Annotated in this window: 16 protein-coding genes and 1 pseudogene; 7 read left to right on the top strand and 10 right to left on the bottom strand. The window is 69.6% G+C overall.

Annotated elements, in window-relative coordinates:
• On the bottom strand, nucleotides 1-159 hold a 159-nt coding region (locus MKK70_RS14745; protein WP_243948635.1), incomplete at its 3' end, for a 1-deoxy-D-xylulose-5-phosphate synthase N-terminal domain-containing protein.
• Between the two features lie 513 nt (nucleotides 160-672).
• On the opposite strand from MKK70_RS14745, the gene MKK70_RS14740 reads away from it, so the two are divergent.
• Both MKK70_RS14740 and MKK70_RS14735 read left to right on the top strand, forming a co-directional pair.
• Nucleotides 673-1,563: a DNA/RNA non-specific endonuclease gene (locus MKK70_RS14740; RefSeq protein ID WP_405042548.1), complete on the top strand. Its 891-nt coding sequence runs from the start codon at nucleotides 673-675 to the stop codon at nucleotides 1,561-1,563.
• Nucleotides 1,564-1,572: 9 nt separating this feature from the next.
• Nucleotides 1,573-1,848: a hypothetical protein gene (locus MKK70_RS14735; RefSeq protein ID WP_243948623.1), complete on the top strand. Its 276-nt coding sequence runs from the start codon at nucleotides 1,573-1,575 to the stop codon at nucleotides 1,846-1,848.
• A gap of 21 nt (nucleotides 1,849-1,869) precedes the next feature.
• On the opposite strand, the gene MKK70_RS14730 is transcribed toward MKK70_RS14735, so the two are convergent.
• Nucleotides 1,870-2,118, bottom strand: a complete 249-nt coding sequence (locus tag MKK70_RS14730; protein WP_147725393.1) for a hypothetical protein — start codon at nucleotides 2,116-2,118, stop codon at nucleotides 1,870-1,872.
• A gap of 139 nt (nucleotides 2,119-2,257) precedes the next feature.
• Nucleotides 2,258-2,473 (bottom strand): hypothetical protein, encoded by a 216-nt coding sequence (locus MKK70_RS14725; RefSeq protein ID WP_147725394.1) that lies wholly within the window; start codon nucleotides 2,471-2,473, stop codon nucleotides 2,258-2,260.
• A gap of 178 nt (nucleotides 2,474-2,651) precedes the next feature.
• Between MKK70_RS14725 and MKK70_RS14720 the strand changes: the two genes are divergently transcribed.
• The 3 genes from MKK70_RS14720 to eda all read left to right on the top strand — a co-directional run bounded on the left by MKK70_RS14720 (nucleotide 2,652) and on the right by eda (nucleotide 6,382).
• Nucleotides 2,652-3,761, top strand: coding sequence for an asparaginase (locus MKK70_RS14720; protein ID WP_243948621.1), 1,110 nt, complete (start codon nucleotides 2,652-2,654; stop codon nucleotides 3,759-3,761).
• Nucleotides 3,762-3,921: 160 nt separating this feature from the next.
• Nucleotides 3,922-5,745 (top strand): phosphogluconate dehydratase, encoded by a 1,824-nt coding sequence (gene edd, locus MKK70_RS14715; protein ID WP_243948620.1) that lies wholly within the window; start codon nucleotides 3,922-3,924, stop codon nucleotides 5,743-5,745.
• A gap of 22 nt (nucleotides 5,746-5,767) precedes the next feature.
• The gene (gene eda / locus MKK70_RS14710) at nucleotides 5,768-6,382 is read left to right on the top strand and encodes a bifunctional 4-hydroxy-2-oxoglutarate aldolase/2-dehydro-3-deoxy-phosphogluconate aldolase (RefSeq protein WP_243948618.1); all 615 of its coding nucleotides are present in this window, start codon (nucleotides 5,768-5,770) and stop codon (nucleotides 6,380-6,382) included.
• Nucleotides 6,383-6,467: 85 nt separating this feature from the next.
• On the opposite strand, the gene MKK70_RS14705 is transcribed toward eda, so the two are convergent.
• The 3 genes from MKK70_RS14705 to MKK70_RS14695 form a co-directional block, all read right to left on the bottom strand.
• Nucleotides 6,468-6,767, bottom strand: coding sequence for a hypothetical protein (locus MKK70_RS14705; protein ID WP_147725398.1), 300 nt, complete (start codon nucleotides 6,765-6,767; stop codon nucleotides 6,468-6,470).
• A gap of 174 nt (nucleotides 6,768-6,941) precedes the next feature.
• Nucleotides 6,942-9,056 (bottom strand): ABC transporter ATP-binding protein/permease, encoded by a 2,115-nt coding sequence (locus MKK70_RS14700; RefSeq protein ID WP_243948615.1) that lies wholly within the window; start codon nucleotides 9,054-9,056, stop codon nucleotides 6,942-6,944.
• A 129-nt stretch (nucleotides 9,057-9,185) separates the two neighbouring features.
• A complete protein-coding gene (locus tag MKK70_RS14695) occupies nucleotides 9,186-9,479 on the bottom strand; it encodes a hypothetical protein (protein ID WP_243948614.1) in 294 nt (97 codons plus the stop codon).
• Between the two features lie 348 nt (nucleotides 9,480-9,827).
• Between MKK70_RS14695 and MKK70_RS14690 the strand changes: the two genes are divergently transcribed.
• Nucleotides 9,828-10,481, top strand: a complete 654-nt coding sequence (locus tag MKK70_RS14690; protein WP_243948612.1) for a peptidase inhibitor family I36 protein — start codon at nucleotides 9,828-9,830, stop codon at nucleotides 10,479-10,481.
• A gap of 328 nt (nucleotides 10,482-10,809) precedes the next feature.
• On the opposite strand, the gene groL is transcribed toward MKK70_RS14690, so the two are convergent.
• Together groL and groES are read right to left on the bottom strand one after the other, a co-directional pair.
• Nucleotides 10,810-12,462 (bottom strand): chaperonin GroEL, encoded by a 1,653-nt coding sequence (gene groL / locus MKK70_RS14685; protein ID WP_147725401.1) that lies wholly within the window; start codon nucleotides 12,460-12,462, stop codon nucleotides 10,810-10,812.
• A gap of 83 nt (nucleotides 12,463-12,545) precedes the next feature.
• Entirely contained in the window at nucleotides 12,546-12,833 is a 288-nt protein-coding gene (gene groES, locus MKK70_RS14680) for a co-chaperone GroES (protein ID WP_243948611.1), read from the bottom strand.
• A 210-nt stretch (nucleotides 12,834-13,043) separates the two neighbouring features.
• On the opposite strand from groES, the gene MKK70_RS14675 reads away from it, so the two are divergent.
• Nucleotides 13,044-14,045: a magnesium transporter CorA family protein gene (locus MKK70_RS14675; RefSeq protein ID WP_147841290.1), complete on the top strand. Its 1,002-nt coding sequence runs from the start codon at nucleotides 13,044-13,046 to the stop codon at nucleotides 14,043-14,045.
• Nucleotides 14,046-14,054: 9 nt separating this feature from the next.
• Here MKK70_RS14675 and MKK70_RS14670 read toward each other — a convergent pair.
• A pseudogene (locus tag MKK70_RS14670) lies at nucleotides 14,055-14,407 on the bottom strand (endonuclease domain-containing protein).
• 217 nt (nucleotides 14,408-14,624) lie between these two features.
• The gene (gene glyS, locus MKK70_RS14665; RefSeq protein ID WP_409568278.1) at nucleotides 14,625-16,787 is read right to left on the bottom strand and encodes a glycine--tRNA ligase subunit beta; all 2,163 of its coding nucleotides are present in this window, start codon (nucleotides 16,785-16,787) and stop codon (nucleotides 14,625-14,627) included.
• Nucleotides 16,788-16,886 lie beyond the last annotated feature (99 nt).

The following is a 16,886-nucleotide window of genomic DNA, read 5'->3' as shown; positions in this document are numbered from 1 at the left end:
CCCCGACCCGAGATGACCGCCCGTCACCGACACGGCCTCGATCATCTCCGAGCGAACCGCGTCCGCCACCGCCCGGAGATCGCTCTCCGGAAGCAACCGCAACGCGGACGTCTCGGACAAACCGTCCAAAATCGAGGGGGCGTTTTCTTGAGATGTCAATGAACCACTCGCTCGCTTATGACGTCCGGCCCGAAAGGCATCCGTGGCAGGCCGCGTCGATCCGAGGCGACCGGCACGCGGTCCGCCTCTCGTGTGACGACGGGGTCGTTCCGACCACGCCTCGACCGAATTCGCCGTCGCCCGCTCGCGGGAACGTTGGTACGGCCGCTGTCATGATAGTGCCAATTACGGACCTTGTGGGATCCGATCAATGTTTCATCCCTCCCTTTTCCCGGTTTCGTGCCTTCGCTGCCACATGAGGCCCGCGTCGCTCCGCATTGTGCTGCCCGGAATCCTGACCATTCTCACCATCGTCTTCAGCACCGGAGCCGAGGCCGATCCCCGCCCGGTCGACGGGGACTTCACGTTCGCGTGTGCCTATCTCGGGGATTGCCCGCCGCGGACCGTGCCGGGTGGGCCCGACCGCGACGTGCGCCCGTTCGAGGGGACGCTCGGGCGGCCGTGCGCGTGGCGCGAGCGCCCGACGCCGTCGGGCCCGCGAAGGGTCCGCACGTGCTCCTGAAGCCGGCTCGCCTCGCCGCCGTCGTCCTCCTGCTCGGATGCGGCGCGGCGCGGTCGTCGGACGCCTGCCCGGCGCTGTTCGCCGACGGCCGAGCGCCGGAGCTGACCAACCCGAAGCTCGCCCCCAGGACGCTGGCCCTGTGCTTCGATGCCTACGCGGTGCTGCATTCCGGCGTGGCGCGAACGCCGCTCTACGCCGCGGAGCACCTGACGCGAGCGAGCGTCGCGGCGGCGCGGCTGGTGGAGCGGATCGACGCCTTCCACGACGAGGACCGCGTCCCGCCGGACGACCGCGCGCGGCTCGACGACTACGTCCGCAGCGGCTTCGACCGCGGCCATCTCGCGCCGGCCGGCGACATGCCGACCGGCGAGGCTCAGGCGCAATCCTTCAGCCTCGCCAACATCGTGCCGCAGGATCGCGTGCTGAACCGGAGCCTGTGGGCCGCGATCGAGGAGAGCACCCGCCGGCTCGCGACCCGGCGCGGGCAGCTCTTCGTCGTGACCGGGCCGGTCTACGCGGGCGACGGGCTCGCCTCGATCAACGGCCGGGTGCTGGTGCCGACGCAGATGTTCAAGGCGATCTACGATCCGGTGGCCGGGGAGGGCGGTGCCTGGCTCGCGCCGAACGACGGCAGCGGGACCTTCCAGTCGGTGTCCCTCGCCGCGCTCCGCACCATCGCCGGGATCGACGCCTTCCCGTCGCTGCCGCCGGGCCAGAAGGCCTCAGCGATGACCCTACCGGAGCCGCGCGCCTATTCCCGCGACGACATCGCCAACCATCGTCCCCGCGGACGGGAGCAGACTTGGCAGGACTGGCTCGGCCATGAGGCCGTGCGCGCGCTGCACCGTGCGTTGCGGCAACTGCTCCGCGCGATCTTCTGAGGATCAACCATGAAGAAATCCAAGGGCGGCGAGGCCGCCTTCGAGCCCTTCGCCGATGGGGCCGCGGTGAGGACCATCGGGGCGCTCGCGTTCGAGAACGGCCCGGAGACGATCGCGCTCCACGGCTCCCTCGACCTGACGCGGGACGCGGCGGGCTTGGCCCAGGCGCGTGCGCTCAAGGCCACGGTCGACGCGATCGTCGCGTCGCTCGAGGCGGCGGACCTGCCGGGCAGGGTCGCCGAATCGAAAACGGAACCGACCATCGTGAGAAACCCGTTCGCCTGACGACGACGGCGATCCGCTCGCTTAGGCGATCCGCACGCTCGTCAGCGCCTCGGCAGCGCGGCGGACCTCGGCGGCGATCAGCTCCTCGCTCGCCCCGTCGATCGGCATGTCGGCCAGGAGCACCGCGACGTCGCGCTTCACATCCTCTCGAACCTCGGGGTCCTCCTCCGACAGGCGCCCGATCAGCACGCCCATCACGATCTCCATCGCCAGCATCTTCGCGTAGAGGCGGGAGACGGCGTCGAGGGGCTCGTCGTCGGGTTCGGACATGGGGTTCCTGACTGTTGTGGATCGCGGTGGCACGAAGGCCCGGCAGTGCCGCGCCGTGCGCGTGATCGGCCGGAGCGGGACCGCCGCGCAAGCCCCGCCGGAGATCAACCCCTGGGTCTCGCCGGACGAGGCCCGATCGTCACGGGGCCTGCGTGGTGGGAGAGGGACCCGCCTCCGTCGCTTGCGGCTCGGCGCCCGGCGCCTTGCGCGACACGTAGTACAGGTCGATCGCACGCCAGAAGGCGCCCTGCTCGTCCGACGTGCGACGCGCGAGCGCCGCGTCGAGAAGCGACATCGCTGCACGGGCGGGCGCGTTGCCCTTCACGTCTTCCAGAAGGCTGGCGAAGGTCAGCATGGGGGCGCCTCTCCCGGACGAATGTTTCGAGGAAACGCTCAAGCTCGCGGAACGATCCGGCATGACGGTTCGGCGAGGGCGACGCTTCGGCGAGCGGCTTCGTTCTTGCCTCGTAGGACGGCCGGCCTACCATGCGGCCGGCACGCCGCGCCGCGGCGGTCATGACGAAGGATTGTCGATGCTGTCTGTCAGATCCAGCCGGTGTGCCGCGGTCGCGGCCGTTCTCCTGGCGAGCCTGTCGCTGCCGGGGGCGGCGATCGCGCGCGAGATGCCCGACGCGGCGGTCGAGGCGAAGGTCGGCAAGCCCAACGTGGTGATCCTGGCCACCGGCGGCACCATCGCCGGCGCCGGCGCGGATGCCGCCAACAGCGCGACCTACCAGGCGGCCAAGGTCGGCGTCGAGAAGCTGATCGCGGCGGTGCCGCAGATGTCGGCCATCGCCAACGTCCGCGGCGAGCAGGTCTTCCAGATCGCCTCCGAGAGCTTCACCGACGCGCAGCTGGTGCAGCTGGCCAAGCGCGTCTCGCAGCTCGTCAAGCAGAGCGACGTGGACGGCGTGGTCGTCACCCACGGCACGGACACGCTGGAGGAGACGTCGCTGTTCCTCAACCTCGTGGTGAAGACCGACAAGCCGATCGTCGTCGTCGGCTCGATGCGCCCGTCCACCGCCATCTCCGCCGACGGCGCGCTCAACCTGCTCGACGCGGTCGCGGTCGCCGGCAGCAAGGAGGCGATCGGCAAGGGCGTGACGGTGACGATGAACGACCAGATCCAGTCCGGTCGCGACGCCACCAAGCGCACCAACATCGTGCCGAGCGCGTTCTTCAGCCAGTGGGGCTCGCTCGGCATGGTGGTCGAGGGCAAGACCTACTTCTTCCGCAGCCTCGACAAGCGCCACGGCACCAGCTCCGAGTTCGACATCGACACGATCGACAGCCTGCCGCTGGTGGCGATCGTCTACGGCTCGGGCAACATGTTCCCCGGCGCCTACAAGGCCGCGGTCGAAGCCGGCGCCAAGGCGATCGTCAATGCCGGCACCGGAAACGGCTCGGTGCCGGGCTATCTCGTCGACACGCTGAAGGACATCCGCGCCAAGGGCACGCTGATCATCCGCTCGTCCCGGGTGCCCGACGGGTTCGTGCTGCGCAACGCCGAGCAGCCCGACGACACCTACGACTGGGTCGTCGCGCACGACCTGAACCCGCAGAAGGCGAAGATCCTCGCGGCGGTCGCGCTGACCAAGACCAGCGACACCAAGGAACTGCAGCGGATCTTCTGGCAGTACTGAGGCTCGACGCTCCGGCTTCCCCTGCCGTTTTGCCCGTCGCCGCCATCTTACGGTCGGGCAGCGGGCCTAGACGTTCGCATCACGGTCGGCTCACCCGAGCCCGACCACGGACAGGACGGTCTCGGAGCGCTTCGGCTCCGAGCCGTCGAGAGGGCATGCGATGACAGAGATTCATCCGGTGGTCGCGGCGGTGACGGCCCGCATCGTCGAGCGCTCGCGCGACTCGCGGGCCGCCTATCTCGACCTCATCCGGCGCGAGCGGGATTCGGGCGTGCACCGGCCGACGCTGGCCTGCGGCAACCTCGCCCACGGCTTCGCGGCCTCCGGCGAGGACAAGGCCGCGATCCGCTCCGGCCGCGCGATGAACATCGGCATCGTCACCGCCTACAACGACATGCTGTCGGCGCATCAGCCCTACGGACGCTACCCCGAGCAGATCAAGCTGTTCGCCCGCGAGGTCGGCGCGACGGCGCAGGTCGCGGGCGGCACGCCGGCGATGTGCGACGGCGTCACCCAAGGCCAGCGCGGCATGGAGCTGTCGCTGTTCTCGCGCGACGCCATCGCCCTGTCGGCGGCGGTCGCGCTCAGCCACGGCATGTTCGACGGGACCGCCCTGCTCGGCATCTGCGACAAGATCGTGCCGGGCCTGATCATCGGCGCGCTGCGCTTCGGCCACCTGCCGACGATCCTGATCCCGGCCGGGCCGATGCCGACGGGGATCGCCAACAAGGAGAAGCAGCGCATCCGCCAGCTCTACGCCGAGGGCAAGGTCGGGCGCGAGGAGCTGCTGGAATCGGAATCCGCCTCCTATCACGGGGCCGGCACCTGCACGTTCTACGGCACCGCGAACTCCAATCAGATGATGATGGACGTGATGGGCCTGCACATGCCCGGCGCCTCGTTCATCAATCCGGGCACCAAGCTGCGACAGGCCGTGACTCGCGCCGCGATCCACCGGCTGTCGGAGATCGGCGCGTCGGGCAACGACTACCGGCCGCTCGGGCGCTGCATCGACGAGAAGGCGATCGTCAACGCGGTGGTCGGGCTGCTCGCCACCGGCGGCTCGACCAATCACGCGATCCACCTGCCGGCGATGGCGCGTGCCGCCGGCATCGTTCTCGACTGGGAGGATTTCGACCGGCTGTCCGGTGTGGTGCCGCTGATCGCCCGGGTCTATCCGAACGGCTCCGGCGACGTGAACCACTTCCACGCCGCCGGCGGGATGAGCTTCGTGATGGCGAGCCTGATCGACGCCGGCCTGCTGCACGACGACATCCTCACCGTGTCCGGTTCGCGCCTGCGCGACCACGCCCGCGACCCGAAGCTGTCGGGCGACGCGCTGACCTTCGAGGAGGCTGTGCCCGAGAGCCTCGACGACACGATGCTGCGCAAGCCCGCCGCGCCGTTCCAGGCCGATGGCGGGATGCGCCTGGTGAAGGGAAACCTCGGCCGCGCCACCTTCAAGACCAGCGCCGTGGACGAGCACCGTCGCACGATCGAGGCGCCGGCCCGCGTCTTCAACGACCAGGACGACGTGCTGAAGGCGTTCAAGGCGGGCGAGCTCGAGCGCGACGTCGTTGTTGTGGTTCGCTTCCAGGGCCCCCGCGCCAACGGGATGCCGGAACTGCACAAGCTCACGCCGCAGCTCGGCGTGCTGCAGGACCGCGGCCACAAGGTCGCCCTGGTCACGGACGGCCGGATGTCGGGTGCGTCGGGCAAGGTGCCGGCGGCGATCCATCTCAGCCCGGAGGCGCTCGGCGGCGGCCTCATCGCGAAGATCCGCGACGGCGACATCGTGCGGCTCAGCGCGGAGGAAGGGCTACTGCAGGTGCTCGTCGACGACGCGGAACTCGCCGCCCGCGACGAGGCCGCGGCGCCGCCGGCGGCCACCGGGACAGGGCGGGAGCTGTTCGCCTTCATGCGCCACGGCGCCGACGGGGCCGAGCAAGGCGCCTCGGCGATGCTCGCGGCCGCCGGCCTCTGATCACGAAACGGGAGATCCAACCATGACCGGCATCGACGCGCTGATGCGCACCGTCCCCGTGATCCCCGTCCTCGTGATCGAGGACGTCGAGCATGCCGAGCCGATCGCCCGAGCCCTGGTCGAGGGCGGCCTGACCGCGCTCGAGGTCACGCTCCGCACGCCGGCCGCCCTCGACGTGATCCGCGCGATGTCGCGGGTGGAGGGCGCGGTGGTCGGGGCGGGAACGGTCCTCAACGAGCGCGACCTCGACGCGGCGATCGAAGCCGGTGCGACGTTCATCGTCAGCCCCGGCCTCACCCCGCCGCTCACCGAGGCGGCGTTGAAGCGCGGCATCCCCTACCTGCCGGGGGTGGCGAATGCCGCCGACATCATGCGCGGGCTCGACCACGGGCTCGACCGGTTCAAGTTCTTCCCGGCGGAAGCGTCCGGCGGGATCAAGGCGCTGAAGGCGCTGGCCGCCCCGTTCGGGCAGGTCCGGTTCTGCCCGACCGGCGGCATCTCCGAGGCGACGGCGCCGGACTGGCTCGCGCTCGACGCGGTTCTCTGCGTCGGCGGAAGCTGGGTCGTGAAGCCCGGCGCGCCGGACGTGGACGCGATCCGCAAGGCCGCCCTGGCGGCGACCGGCCTCCGGCGCTAGGCGCACGAAAACGCCCGCCCCGGTTTCCCGGAGCGGGCGCAACGTCTCGGATCGGATCGGATCGATGCCGATCCGCTATCGTCGATCAGCAATCGTTCTTGGCAGCCTGCGCGGCGGTCGGGTTGCCCTTGTCCTGGGCGTTGACGTCCGCCGGCGAGGTGGCTCCGGCGGCGGAACCGGCCTTGTTCATCGCGCCGACGGTGCCGGGCGACTCGCCCTTGGCGCCGGGGCTGGTGTTGGCGGTGGCCTTCGGATCGACCGTCGAGGCCTTGCTGGCGTCCTTGTCGGGGGTGACGGTGGTTCCGGTCGAGCACGGCGCGGCGAACGCGGCCGACGACATCAGAACGAGAGCGGCGGCACCGGCGAAAGTAGTGATCTTGGTCATGCGTTTCTCCGCAGTTTCTTGAGGCGGGTATCAAACGTCAGGACCGCCGGAGGGTTCCTTTATTATTTCAACCTGGCAATGCGGACGGGTGAACCCTCCCGCATTGCTGTACGGCGACTTCGAGCGACGACGATGAGCCGTCTAACGGCGGTGTCTTACGTTTTGCAGCCGGGACTATTCCGCTGGCGCGACGGCGCGAAACTCGCGCGGGCTGAACCGGCCGTCCCCCGTGCTCTGCATTTCGACCCGGCGCTGATGGTGCTCGTGCAGGGTCGAGCGATGGCCGATCGAGACAATCGTGGTGTTGGGCAGGGTCTCGCGCAGCATCCGGTAGATGCCGGCCTCGCTCGGCTCGTCGAGGGCGGCGGTGGATTCGTCGAGGAAGAGCCATTCGGGCTTGGCCAGCACCGCGCGAGCGATCGCCAGGCGCTGCTGCTCGCCGCCGGACAGGCGCTGGTCCCAGGCGTCGACCTCGTCCAGGCGATCGACCAGGGCCGGCAGTTGCGCCGCGACCAGCGCCTCGCGGATCGCCGCGTCCGGAAACTGGTCGGTGGTGTTCGGGTAGCACACGGCACCGCGCAGCGTGCCGAGGGGAATGTAGGGCCGCTGCGGCAGCACCAGGGCCGATTGGCCGGCGGGCACGTCGATCCGGCCCTTGCCGAACGGCCAGATCCCGGCGATCGCGCGGAACAGGGTCGACTTGCCGGAGCCCGAGGGGCCGGTGACGAGCGTCGACGCGCCCTTCGTCATCGCAAGGCTGTCGGCGGTGACGATCGTCCGCCCGTCGGGCAGGGCGAGCGTCAGCCCGGTCGCGGTCACGTCGGACCCGGTGGCGTTGCCGTGGCCGAGCCCGTCAGAGGCGGCGGAATAGGCTTCGGCCAGCGTCATCGCGCGCTTGAACGAGGCGAGACGGTTGGTGTTGGCCTTGTAGGCCGCGATCGTGACGTAGGAGTTGATGAAGAACGACAGCGACGACTGCACGCTGGAGAAGGCGTCGCCGGTCTGCTGGAACTGTCCGAGGGTGATCTTCTTGAGGAAGTAGCTCGGCGCGGCCAGGATGTAGGGAAACACCACGCTGATCTGGCTGTAGGACAGCGTGAAGCTGCCGAGCTTGATCCGCCGGTAGATGATGCCGAGGTAGTTGTCGATGATCTCGCCGAACAGGCTCTTCAGCCTGACGTTCTCCGCGCGCTCGCCGCGCAGGAGCGCGATCTGCTCGGAGTAGATCCGCGAGCGGGCGAGCGAGAAGCGGAAGTCGGCCTCGACCTTCTCCTGCCGGAAGTCGAGCCCGATCAGCGGGCGTCCGATCAGGTGCGTCAGCCAGGTGCCGACCAGCGCGTAGCCGACGACGAGCCAGACCAGGAAGCCCGGGACCACGGTGTCGGTGAACGGCAAGACGAAATCGCGCGACAGGCCCCACAGGATGACCATGAACGAGACCAGGGTCGCCGCCTGCGACAGCAGGCGGATCGAGAGCGTCGTCGTCTGCGAGATGAACAGGTTGACGTCGCTCTGGATGCGCTGGTCCGGGTTGTCCGCGTGCTCGCCGGTGAAGGGGATGCGGTAATGCGTGCCGCCGTCGAGCCACCGCTCGTAGAAGCTCCGGGTCAGCCAGGTCCGCCAGCGCAGGTGGAGCGACGCATCGACGAAGGTGTCGAACATGCCGACCACGACCCAGATCGTGGCGAGCGGGGCGAAGATCCAGACGAGCTGGTACCAGAACGCGTCGGCATTGTACTCCTGCAGCGCATTGAACAGGTCGCGGAACCAGAAGTTCAGGCGCAGCTGCAGCGCCACCTGGGCGAAGGTGATGAAGATCGACAGCGCCACCAGCCGCTGCCCGACCTTGCCCTCGGTGTTGCCGAAGAAGCGGAACGGGCCGATCTCCCGGGTCGGCGCCTCGCGGCTGGCGAAGTACGGATCGGCGATCAGGGTGATCGCGCGGATCGGCTTCAGGTAGGAGATCGCCAGGACCAACCCGCCGAACACCACGGCGCCCGTGGCCGCGAAGTCCGGCGGGAGCAGGGCGGCGAGCGTCGGCGGCAGCGCTCCCATCGCGGCCAGCGTCTTGCCGCCGGCGAGCACGAGGTAGCCGATCCCGTAGACCGAGACGAAGACCTTCAGGTAGGCGGAGAGGTTGGCCGAGGCGAGCAGGATGCCGGCCATGGCGAAGCCCGCGAGCGAGACGTAGAGCGGCGGGGCGGGGACGCCGGGTGCCGCCAGCAGCGCGAGGGCGGCGAGCGCCGTGAGGACGGCCTGCAGGCCGAGCCCGCTTCGAAGTGCGGCCACGCGCGTCTCCCGGAAATCTTGGCGATCGGCTCCGTTCGCGAAGCCCTTCCCGGCGGCAGTGACCGCGGGTCGTGGCGAGATCGTGGCACCGGCCCGGGCGCGACGCTCAACCGCGCGTGAGCCGGCCGCCTACCAGTTCCATTCCTCGAAGCCCGGCTCGCGACAGCGATAGCCGATCGGGCATTGCGGGTTGTCGCGGGTGGGCACGAGGCGAAGCTCGGCGATCTCGGACAGGTCGCAGAAGCTGCGGTCGCGCACGATGCGCTCGGGCTGCGCGCCGCCGACCGCGATCGTCACGTCGCCGCCGCGCTTGACCATCTCCATCGCGTCCGCGCAGGCGATGCGCGGTGTCGCCTGCCGCGTCTGCGCCGAGGCCGGCCCCGACGCGAAGGCGATCACAAGAGCCGTGGCGAAGCATCTCATCGCTGGGAATCGGGCGCCTCGTTGGCTCGCCCTGAAGGGAGCGGCGCGCGAGCATGGCAGTGAATTGGCGCACCCGCCATTGCACCGATGCAACGCCGGAAGTGTCGCGTCGAAGACCCACCTGCGATCCGTCGCCGCCGCAGCGCCGTATTCGCGCGTTTAGGGATTTCGCGCCGCGCAAGACTTGTTAAGATTTCGTCGCCCGCGGTGCGCAGTCTGCGAATCGCTGGATCTTCGAGGCGGCGTCCCAGCGGACCTTCGGCATCTCCATCGCTCCCGCGTCGCGACGGACGGGCGCACGGAAGATTTCGGCGTCGGATGCGTGCGGCCCACGAAGGGGAGGGCGGGATGACGATGGCGGCGGGGCTCGAGGCGTACCCGACGGAACAGAGCAGCGGAGCGGGCCGTCCCGTTTCGAAGCGCTGGGTCGCGCTGTTCGTCGCGCTCGCCGCCGGCTGGGGCACGCTGTTCGGGTACAGCGTGACGTTCCTCAGCGAAGATCTCCCGTTCAGGCCGGCCGCCGCCGCCCCGCCGGAGGTGCCCGCCTTCGGCTTCCCCCCCTTGCCGCAGACCATCGCGGTCGCGGCCGCGACGCCGGTGCCCGAGGTACAGGTGCCGCGCGTCGTCGAAGCGCCGGCTCCGGTCGTCGCGGCGGTCTCGGCACCGGCCGCTGCTCCGGTGCCCGCACCGCCGCCGCGCGTGGAGCGCGCCGAGTACGTCGGAACCTGGGGCCCGACCGAGGCCGCCTGCGGCAAGCGCTCGCGCCGACGCGGCTACATCCCCGCGACGATCACGCCCGAGCGCGCCAGCGCCGGGCGGACGATCTGCAGCTTCCACGACGGCCGACGCATCGGGAACGCCTGGACCATGGCCGCGGACTGCGCCGAGCGCGGCCGGCGCTGGTCCTCCCAGGTCCGCCTCGTCGTCGACGGCGACCGCCTGACCTGGACGAGCGGCAAGGGCACCGCATCCTACGTCCGCTGCGGAAAGCGGGCGGGCTGACACGGCGCGTCGTCGATCGCTCCTGTCGTCCTTTTTGCAGTATCGCCGCCGCGGCTCTCGTCGACTTCCCGGTTGAAAGGCTTGAAGCGCGTCGCGTCAGAGCCTCCCGCTCAGGATGTCCGCGGGAGGCCGCGCGCGCGCGGCCACTGGTCGAGACAGATCTGCTGCAGGCTTCCCCGAAGCCGCCCGAGCCCCCCCGTCGTCCAAGCGTCCGCTCGCCGATCGTTTCACAGCGTCGGGAAGACGGCGCCGACCCGGGCCCAAGCGCAACGAAAAAAGGGGCCGCCTCGCGGCGACCCCCTTCCGACGTTGCAATGGTGGCTCGGACTTAGAAGTCCATCCCGCCGCCCATGCCGCCCATGCCGCCGCCGCCGCCCATGGGGGCGCCGCTGTCCTTCTTCGGAGAGTCGGCGATCATGGCTTCGGTGGTGACGAGCAGGCCGGCGACCGAGGCCGCGTCCTGCAGGGCGGTGCGCACGACCTTGGCCGGGTCGATGATGCCGGCCTGGATCATGTCGACGTACTCTTCCGTCTGGGCGTTGAAGCCGTAGGACTCGGAGCTGGTGTTGTCGGTGATCTTGCCGACGACGATGGAGCCCTCGACGCCCGAGTTCTGGGCGATCTGACGGATCGGGGCCTCGAGCGCCTTCAGCACGATCTTGATGCCGGCCTGGACGTCGGGGTTGTCGCTCGAGAGGGCGGCGACCGCCTTCTTGGCGCGGAGCAGGGCGGTGCCGCCGCCGGGGACGATGCCCTCTTCCACCGCAGCGCGGGTGGCGTTGAGCGCGTCGTCGACGCGGTCCTTCTTCTCCTTGACCTCGACCTCGGTCGCGCCGCCGACGCGGATGACCGCGACGCCGCCGGCGAGCTTGGCCAGGCGCTCCTGGAGCTTCTCACGGTCGTAGTCCGAGGTGGTCTCCTCGATCTGCGCCTTAATTTGCCCGACGCGCGCCTCGATGTCGGCCTTCTCGCCCGAACCGTCGATGATCGTCGTGGTCTCCTTCTCGATGCGGATCCGCTTTGCGCGGCCGAGCATCGGCAGGGTGACGTTCTCGAGCTTGATGCCGAGATCCTCGGCGATCATCTGGCCCTGCGTGAGGATCGCGATGTCCTCGAGCATCGCCTTGCGGCGATCGCCGAAGCCCGGCGCCTTCACGGCCGCGACCTTCAGGCCGCCGCGCAGCTTGTTGACCACGAGGGTGGCGAGCGCCTCGCCCTCGATGTCCTCGGCGATGATGACCAGCGGCTTGCCGGTCTGCACCACGGCCTCGAGCACCGGCAGCATCGCCTGGAGCGACGACAGCTTCTTCTCGTGGATGAGGATGTAGGGGTCCTCGAGCTCGGCGACCATCTTCTCCGCGTTCGTGATGAAGTACGGGGACAGGTAGCCGCGGTCGAACTGCATGCCCTCGACGACGTCGAGCTCGGTCTCGGCGGTCTTGGCTTCCTCGACGGTGATGACACCCTCGTTGCCGACCTTCTGCATCGCGTGGGCGATCATCTCGCCGATTTCCTTGTCGCCGTTCGACGAGATCGTGCCGACCTGGGCGACCTCCTCGGACGAGGCGACCTTCTTGGAGCGCGCGATGATGTCCTTGACCGCGGCGGCCGTGGCGAGGTCGATGCCGCGCTTCAGGTCCATCGGGTTCATGCCGGCGGCGACGTACTTGGCGCCTTCGCGGACGATCGCCTGGGCGAGCACGGTCGCGGTGGTGGTGCCGTCACCGGCGATGTCGTTGGTCTTCGAGGCCACTTCGCGCACCATCTGGGCGCCCATGTTCTCGAACTTGTCGGAGAGCTCGATCTCCTTGGCGACGGTGACGCCGTCCTTGGTGATGCGCGGCGCGCCGAAGCTCTTCTCGATCACGACGTTGCGGCCCTTGGGGCCGAGCGTCACCTTGACGGCATCCGCGAGGATGTCGACGCCGCGGAGCATCTTGTCGCGCGCGTCGGAGGAGAAACGAACGTCTTTCGCTGCCATGTGCAGGATTCCTTTTCGTTGGTGGAGAAGCCCCAAGACCCGGGCGGGCCTCGAAGGGCGGTTACGTCAGGTGTCCGAAGACCTCAGGCGACGACGCCCATGATGTCGGATTCCTTCATGATCAGGAGATCCTGACCGTCGATCTTGACCTCGGTGCCCGACCACTTGCCGAACAGGACGCGGTCGCCGGCCTTGACGTCGAGCGCGTTGATGCGGCCGGCCTCGTCGCGGGCGCCCGAGCCGACGGCGACGATCTCGCCTTCCTGCGGCTTCTCCTTGGCGGTGTCGGGGATGATGATGCCGCCCTTGGTCTTCTCTTCGCCTTCGATGCGGCGGACGACGACCCGGTCGTGCAGCGGACGGAACTTCATGAGCTGCCCTCTTGTTTGAATTCGCAAATCGGCGTTGATGCCGCGGAGACCCGCGTCCAACCCTGGCCGTTAGCACTCATGGAAGATGAGTGCCAAGGCTGCGGGCGAGATAGCGGCGGCCCCTTGGCGAGTCAAGTCTGTCGCACCCCGCGGCAGCCGTCGCGCGCCGGGTTTCTCCCCTCATCGCAAGCGCCGACGGAATTCCTTTTCATGCTCAGCCTGCACGGCCCCGAGGGCGCGCTCGCGCCGAGCGACACCGGCGGCCGCGCCGCCGTCCCGACCCAGACCGTGTGGATCGACCTCAACGATCCGACCCCCGAGGAGGCCCGGGCGGTGGAGGAGGCCACCGGCATCCGCGTGCCCTCGCGCAAGGCGCTGTCCGAGGTCGAGAGCTCCAGCCGCCTGCGCCGGCTGAAGAACGGCCTGTCCCTCTCGACGCCGATGGTGACCTTCGAGAGCACCGACTCGCTGCTCAAGCCGCTCGGCTTCGTCCTGACGCCGGACCACCTCGTCACCGTGCGCTTCCACGAGCTGCGCGCCTTCACCGAGGTGCGCAAGCGGATCGACGAGGGGGAGGTCGCCAAGACCGGGATCGAGGTCTTCCTGCTGCTGATGGAGGAGCTGGTCGACAGCCTCGCCGATGCGCTCGAGGACATGGGCGCCGAGCTCGACGGCCTCTCGACGCGGATCTTCGACTTCGACGTGCGCGCCCGACCGTCGAAATCCGACGAGAAGGCTCCGCCGCGCCGCCGCGACCTGGCGCTGAAGCGCATCCTGCGGGGCATCGCCCGCCGCGGGAAGGTGCTCGGCAAGATCCGGGCGAGCCTGCTCGGCCTCGAGCGCATCGTGCCCTTCGTCGCCGGAGCCTGCGAGCAGGTGCTGGCCCAGGAGGAGACCGATGCACGCTTCGAGACGATCCGCCGGGACATCGAATCCCTCGACGAGTTCGAGACCCGGCTCTCGGAGAACGTCCAGTTCCTCCTCGACGCGGCCTTGGGCCTGATCAACATCGAGCAGAACAACGTCTTCCGCGTCCTCACCGTCGTCTCGGTGGTCGGCGTGCCGCCGACGCTGATCGCGTCGATGTACGGGATGAACTTCAAGCACATGCCCGAACTGGATTGGGCCTACGGCTACCCCTACGCGCTCAGCCTGATCCTCGCGAGCGCGATCATCCCGATCGTGGTGTTCCGGATCAAGGGTTGGTTCTGAGGCGGCGCGTCACAGGACATCGCGCCGCTCGATCGCGGCGAGGATCGTCTCGCGGACGCCGTCGAGGTTTTCGTCGATCTCGGCGTTGGCGATGCGGACGACCTCGAACCCGCATCGTCCGAGCCATTCGGTCCGATCGGCATCGGACGCGATCGCGGCCTGCGATCCATGCGTCGCACCCACGACCTCGACGACGCGCTTCGCCTCGATGAGGCGAAATCGACGACGTAGCGACCGATCGGCCATTGCCGCCGGAACTTGCGCCCGTTCAGCTGCCGATTGCGGAGGACGCGCCAGAGCCGTGCCTCCGCACCGGTCTGCGCCGCCCGCAAACTCTTCGCACGCTGCGTCGGGTTCGACATGCCATGACCTGACCTCACACGCCGACGCGACCTCGCGGATGCGCGACGCACACCCTCTCCCGTTCGGGAGAGGGTTGGGGTGAGGGGACAGGTTCATCCGGAGAAGGCGCACCCCTCTCCCTGTCCCTCTTCCGGACGGGAGAGGGGACCCGCGCTTCATCCTATCGGAAGTGTAGATCGTCCTGCCCTTCTCGCCCTGGGAGAAGGGACCCGGGGTTCAGCCCACGATCGCCGAGAAGTCTGCGACTTCTCGGGTTGCGGCGCGCAGCGCGTTGAGGAGGGCGAGGCGGTTCTCGCGAAGCGCCGCGTCGTCGGCGTTGACGGTGACGTGCTCGAAGAAGGCGTCCACCGGGGCGCGCAGGTGCGAGAGTGCCCGCATCGAGCCGGCAAAATCCTCCTTCGCGACCGCCGCCGAGGCCTCGGCCCGCGCCGTCGCCATTGCCTCGGCCAGCGCCCGCTCCTCGGGCTGGCCGGCGGCGGCGAGCGCCGCATCGGGCTCGGCATCGTAGGCGCGGCCGTCCTTCTTTTCCTCGATGCGCAGGATGTTCGAGGCGCGCTTCACGCCGGCGAGCAGGTTCCTGCCGTCCTCGGTGTCGAGGAAGGCGCCGAGCGCCTCGACCCGGCGGACCACCATCAGCAGGTCGTCCTGGCCGGGCAGCGCGAAGACCGCATCGATCAGGTCGTGGCGGGCACCCTTGTCGCGCAGGTAGACCTTGAGGCGGTCGGCGAAGAAGGCCAGCAGGTCGGCGACGCGCTGGGCCGACGGGCTTCGGTCGGCCTCGCCGTCGGTCTCGACGATTGCGGAGAAATGGAAGCCGGCCGAGCCGAGATCGTCCTCGCGGATGCTTGCGGGCTCGGCGGAGGCGGCCGGCGCGCCGCGGGTTTCCGCGATGGCGAACTGTCGGTTGGCGACGCTCGAAAGCGGCAGCCGCAGGGACCGCTCCAGCGTGGTCCGGATCACCCCCAAAGCAGCCCGCCGCAGCGCGTACGGGTCCTTGCTCCCGGTCGGCTTCTCGTCGATCGCCCAGAAGCCCACCAGCGTGTCGAGCTTGTCGGCGAGCGCCACCGCCACCGAGACTGGATCGGTCGGCACGCGGTCGCTCGGCCCGACCGGCTTGTAGTGCTCCTCGATCGCGGCACAGACGCTCGGGTTCTCGCCCTGGAGCGCGGCGTAGCGGGCGCCCATCAAGCCCTGCAGCTCGGGAAACTCGCCGACCATCTCGGTGACGAGGTCCGCCTTGGCGAGCCGCGCGGCGCGCTCGGCGAGGTCGGCATCGGCGCCGACGAGGGAGGCAAGCTCACGCGCGAGCGCCGCGATGCGCTGCACCCGCTCGCCCTGCGTCCCGAGCTTTTCGTGGAACACGATGGTGTCAAGCTTCGGCAGGCGGTCCGCGAGGCGGATCGCCTTGTCGGTCTCCCAGAAGAACTTCGCGTCCGAGAGCCGGGCGCGGACCACGCGCTCGTTGCCCGCGGTGATCGCGGCGCCGCCGTCCGTGGCGACGAGGTTCGAGACCAGGACGAAGGCCGGCGCCAGCGCGCCGCCGGCGTCGCGCACGACGAAGCATTTCTGGTTGGCGCGGATGGTGGCGCGCACCGCCTCGCCCGGGATGTCGAGGAAGCTTTGGTCGAAGGTGCCCATCAGCACCACCGGCCATTCGACGAGGCCTGCGACCTCCTCCAGCAGGCCCTCGTCCTCCACGAACTCGAGGCCGCGGGCGAAGGCGAGGTCGCGGGCGTCGTGCAGGATGATGTCCTTGCGCCGGTCCGAATCGAGCACGACCTTGGCGCGCTCCAGGCTCCGGACGTAGTCGTCGAAGCGACGGACCTCGATCGCGCCGGGCGCCAGGAAGCGGTGGCCGTAGGTGGTGGTGCCCGACGTGATGCCGCCGACCTCGAACGGCACCAGGTCCGGCGTCTCGGTCTCCGGGCCGAAGGTCGCGACGATCGATTGCAGCGGGCGCACCCAGCGCAGGGCGCCCGCCTGCGCCGAGGCCGCCCCCCAGCGCATGGATTTCGGCCAGGGGAAGCTCTTGATGATCGCCGGCAGGACCTCGGCCAGCACGTCCAGCGTCTCGCGGCCGGGCTTTTCGATCACCGCGAGGTAGAACTCGCCCTTCTTCGGGTCGATGATCGTCCGCGCCTGGTCGAGGCTCGTCAGCCCGGCGCCGCGCAGGAAGCCCTGCACCGCGGCGTCCGGCGCGCCGACCTTCGGTCCGCGCCGCTCCTCGCGCAAAGCCTCGCCGCGCGCGGGCAAGCCGGCGATGTGGAGCGCCAGCCGGCGCGGGGTCGCGAAGGCCTTCGCGCCGTCGTAGAGGAAGCCGCGCTCGACCAGCGCGTCGGTGACGAGCTTCTTCAGGTCCTCGGCCGCGCGCCGCTGCATGCGGGCCGGGATTTCTTCGGAGCGGAGTTCGAGCAGCAAATCGGGCATGGCCGCGGGAATAGACGCCCGCTCCGCGTCCGTCGAGACGGAGCGTGCGGA

Source organism: Methylobacterium sp. E-041 (assembly GCF_022829665.1).
Taxonomy (GTDB): Bacteria; Pseudomonadota; Alphaproteobacteria; order Rhizobiales; family Beijerinckiaceae; genus Methylobacterium.
This window is presented reverse-complemented; position numbering and strand designations above follow the sequence as displayed.

Excerpts from the sequence above, each read along its gene's own strand:
- MKK70_RS14735 (WP_243948623.1), top strand. The coding sequence starts at position 1,573 with ATGAAGAAATCCAAGGGCGGCGAGGCCGCCTTCGAGCCCTTCGCCGAT.
- MKK70_RS14730 (WP_147725393.1), bottom strand. The coding sequence starts at position 2,118 with ATGTCCGAACCCGACGACGAGCCCCTCGACGCCGTCTCCCGCCTCTAC.
- MKK70_RS14725 (WP_147725394.1), bottom strand. The coding sequence starts at position 2,473 with ATGCTGACCTTCGCCAGCCTTCTGGAAGACGTGAAGGGCAACGCGCCC.
- MKK70_RS14720 (WP_243948621.1), top strand. The coding sequence starts at position 2,652 with ATGCTGTCTGTCAGATCCAGCCGGTGTGCCGCGGTCGCGGCCGTTCTC.
- edd (WP_243948620.1), top strand. The coding sequence starts at position 3,922 with ATGACAGAGATTCATCCGGTGGTCGCGGCGGTGACGGCCCGCATCGTC.
- eda (WP_243948618.1), top strand. The coding sequence starts at position 5,768 with ATGACCGGCATCGACGCGCTGATGCGCACCGTCCCCGTGATCCCCGTC.
- MKK70_RS14705 (WP_147725398.1), bottom strand. The coding sequence starts at position 6,767 with ATGACCAAGATCACTACTTTCGCCGGTGCCGCCGCTCTCGTTCTGATG.
- MKK70_RS14695 (WP_243948614.1), bottom strand. The coding sequence starts at position 9,479 with ATGAGATGCTTCGCCACGGCTCTTGTGATCGCCTTCGCGTCGGGGCCG.
- MKK70_RS14690 (WP_243948612.1), top strand. The coding sequence starts at position 9,828 with ATGACGATGGCGGCGGGGCTCGAGGCGTACCCGACGGAACAGAGCAGC.
- groL (WP_147725401.1), bottom strand. The coding sequence starts at position 12,462 with ATGGCAGCGAAAGACGTTCGTTTCTCCTCCGACGCGCGCGACAAGATG.
- groES (WP_243948611.1), bottom strand. The coding sequence starts at position 12,833 with ATGAAGTTCCGTCCGCTGCACGACCGGGTCGTCGTCCGCCGCATCGAA.
- MKK70_RS14675 (WP_147841290.1), top strand. The coding sequence starts at position 13,044 with ATGCTCAGCCTGCACGGCCCCGAGGGCGCGCTCGCGCCGAGCGACACC.
- glyS (WP_409568278.1), bottom strand. The coding sequence starts at position 16,787 with ATGCAGCGGCGCGCGGCCGAGGACCTGAAGAAGCTCGTCACCGACGCG.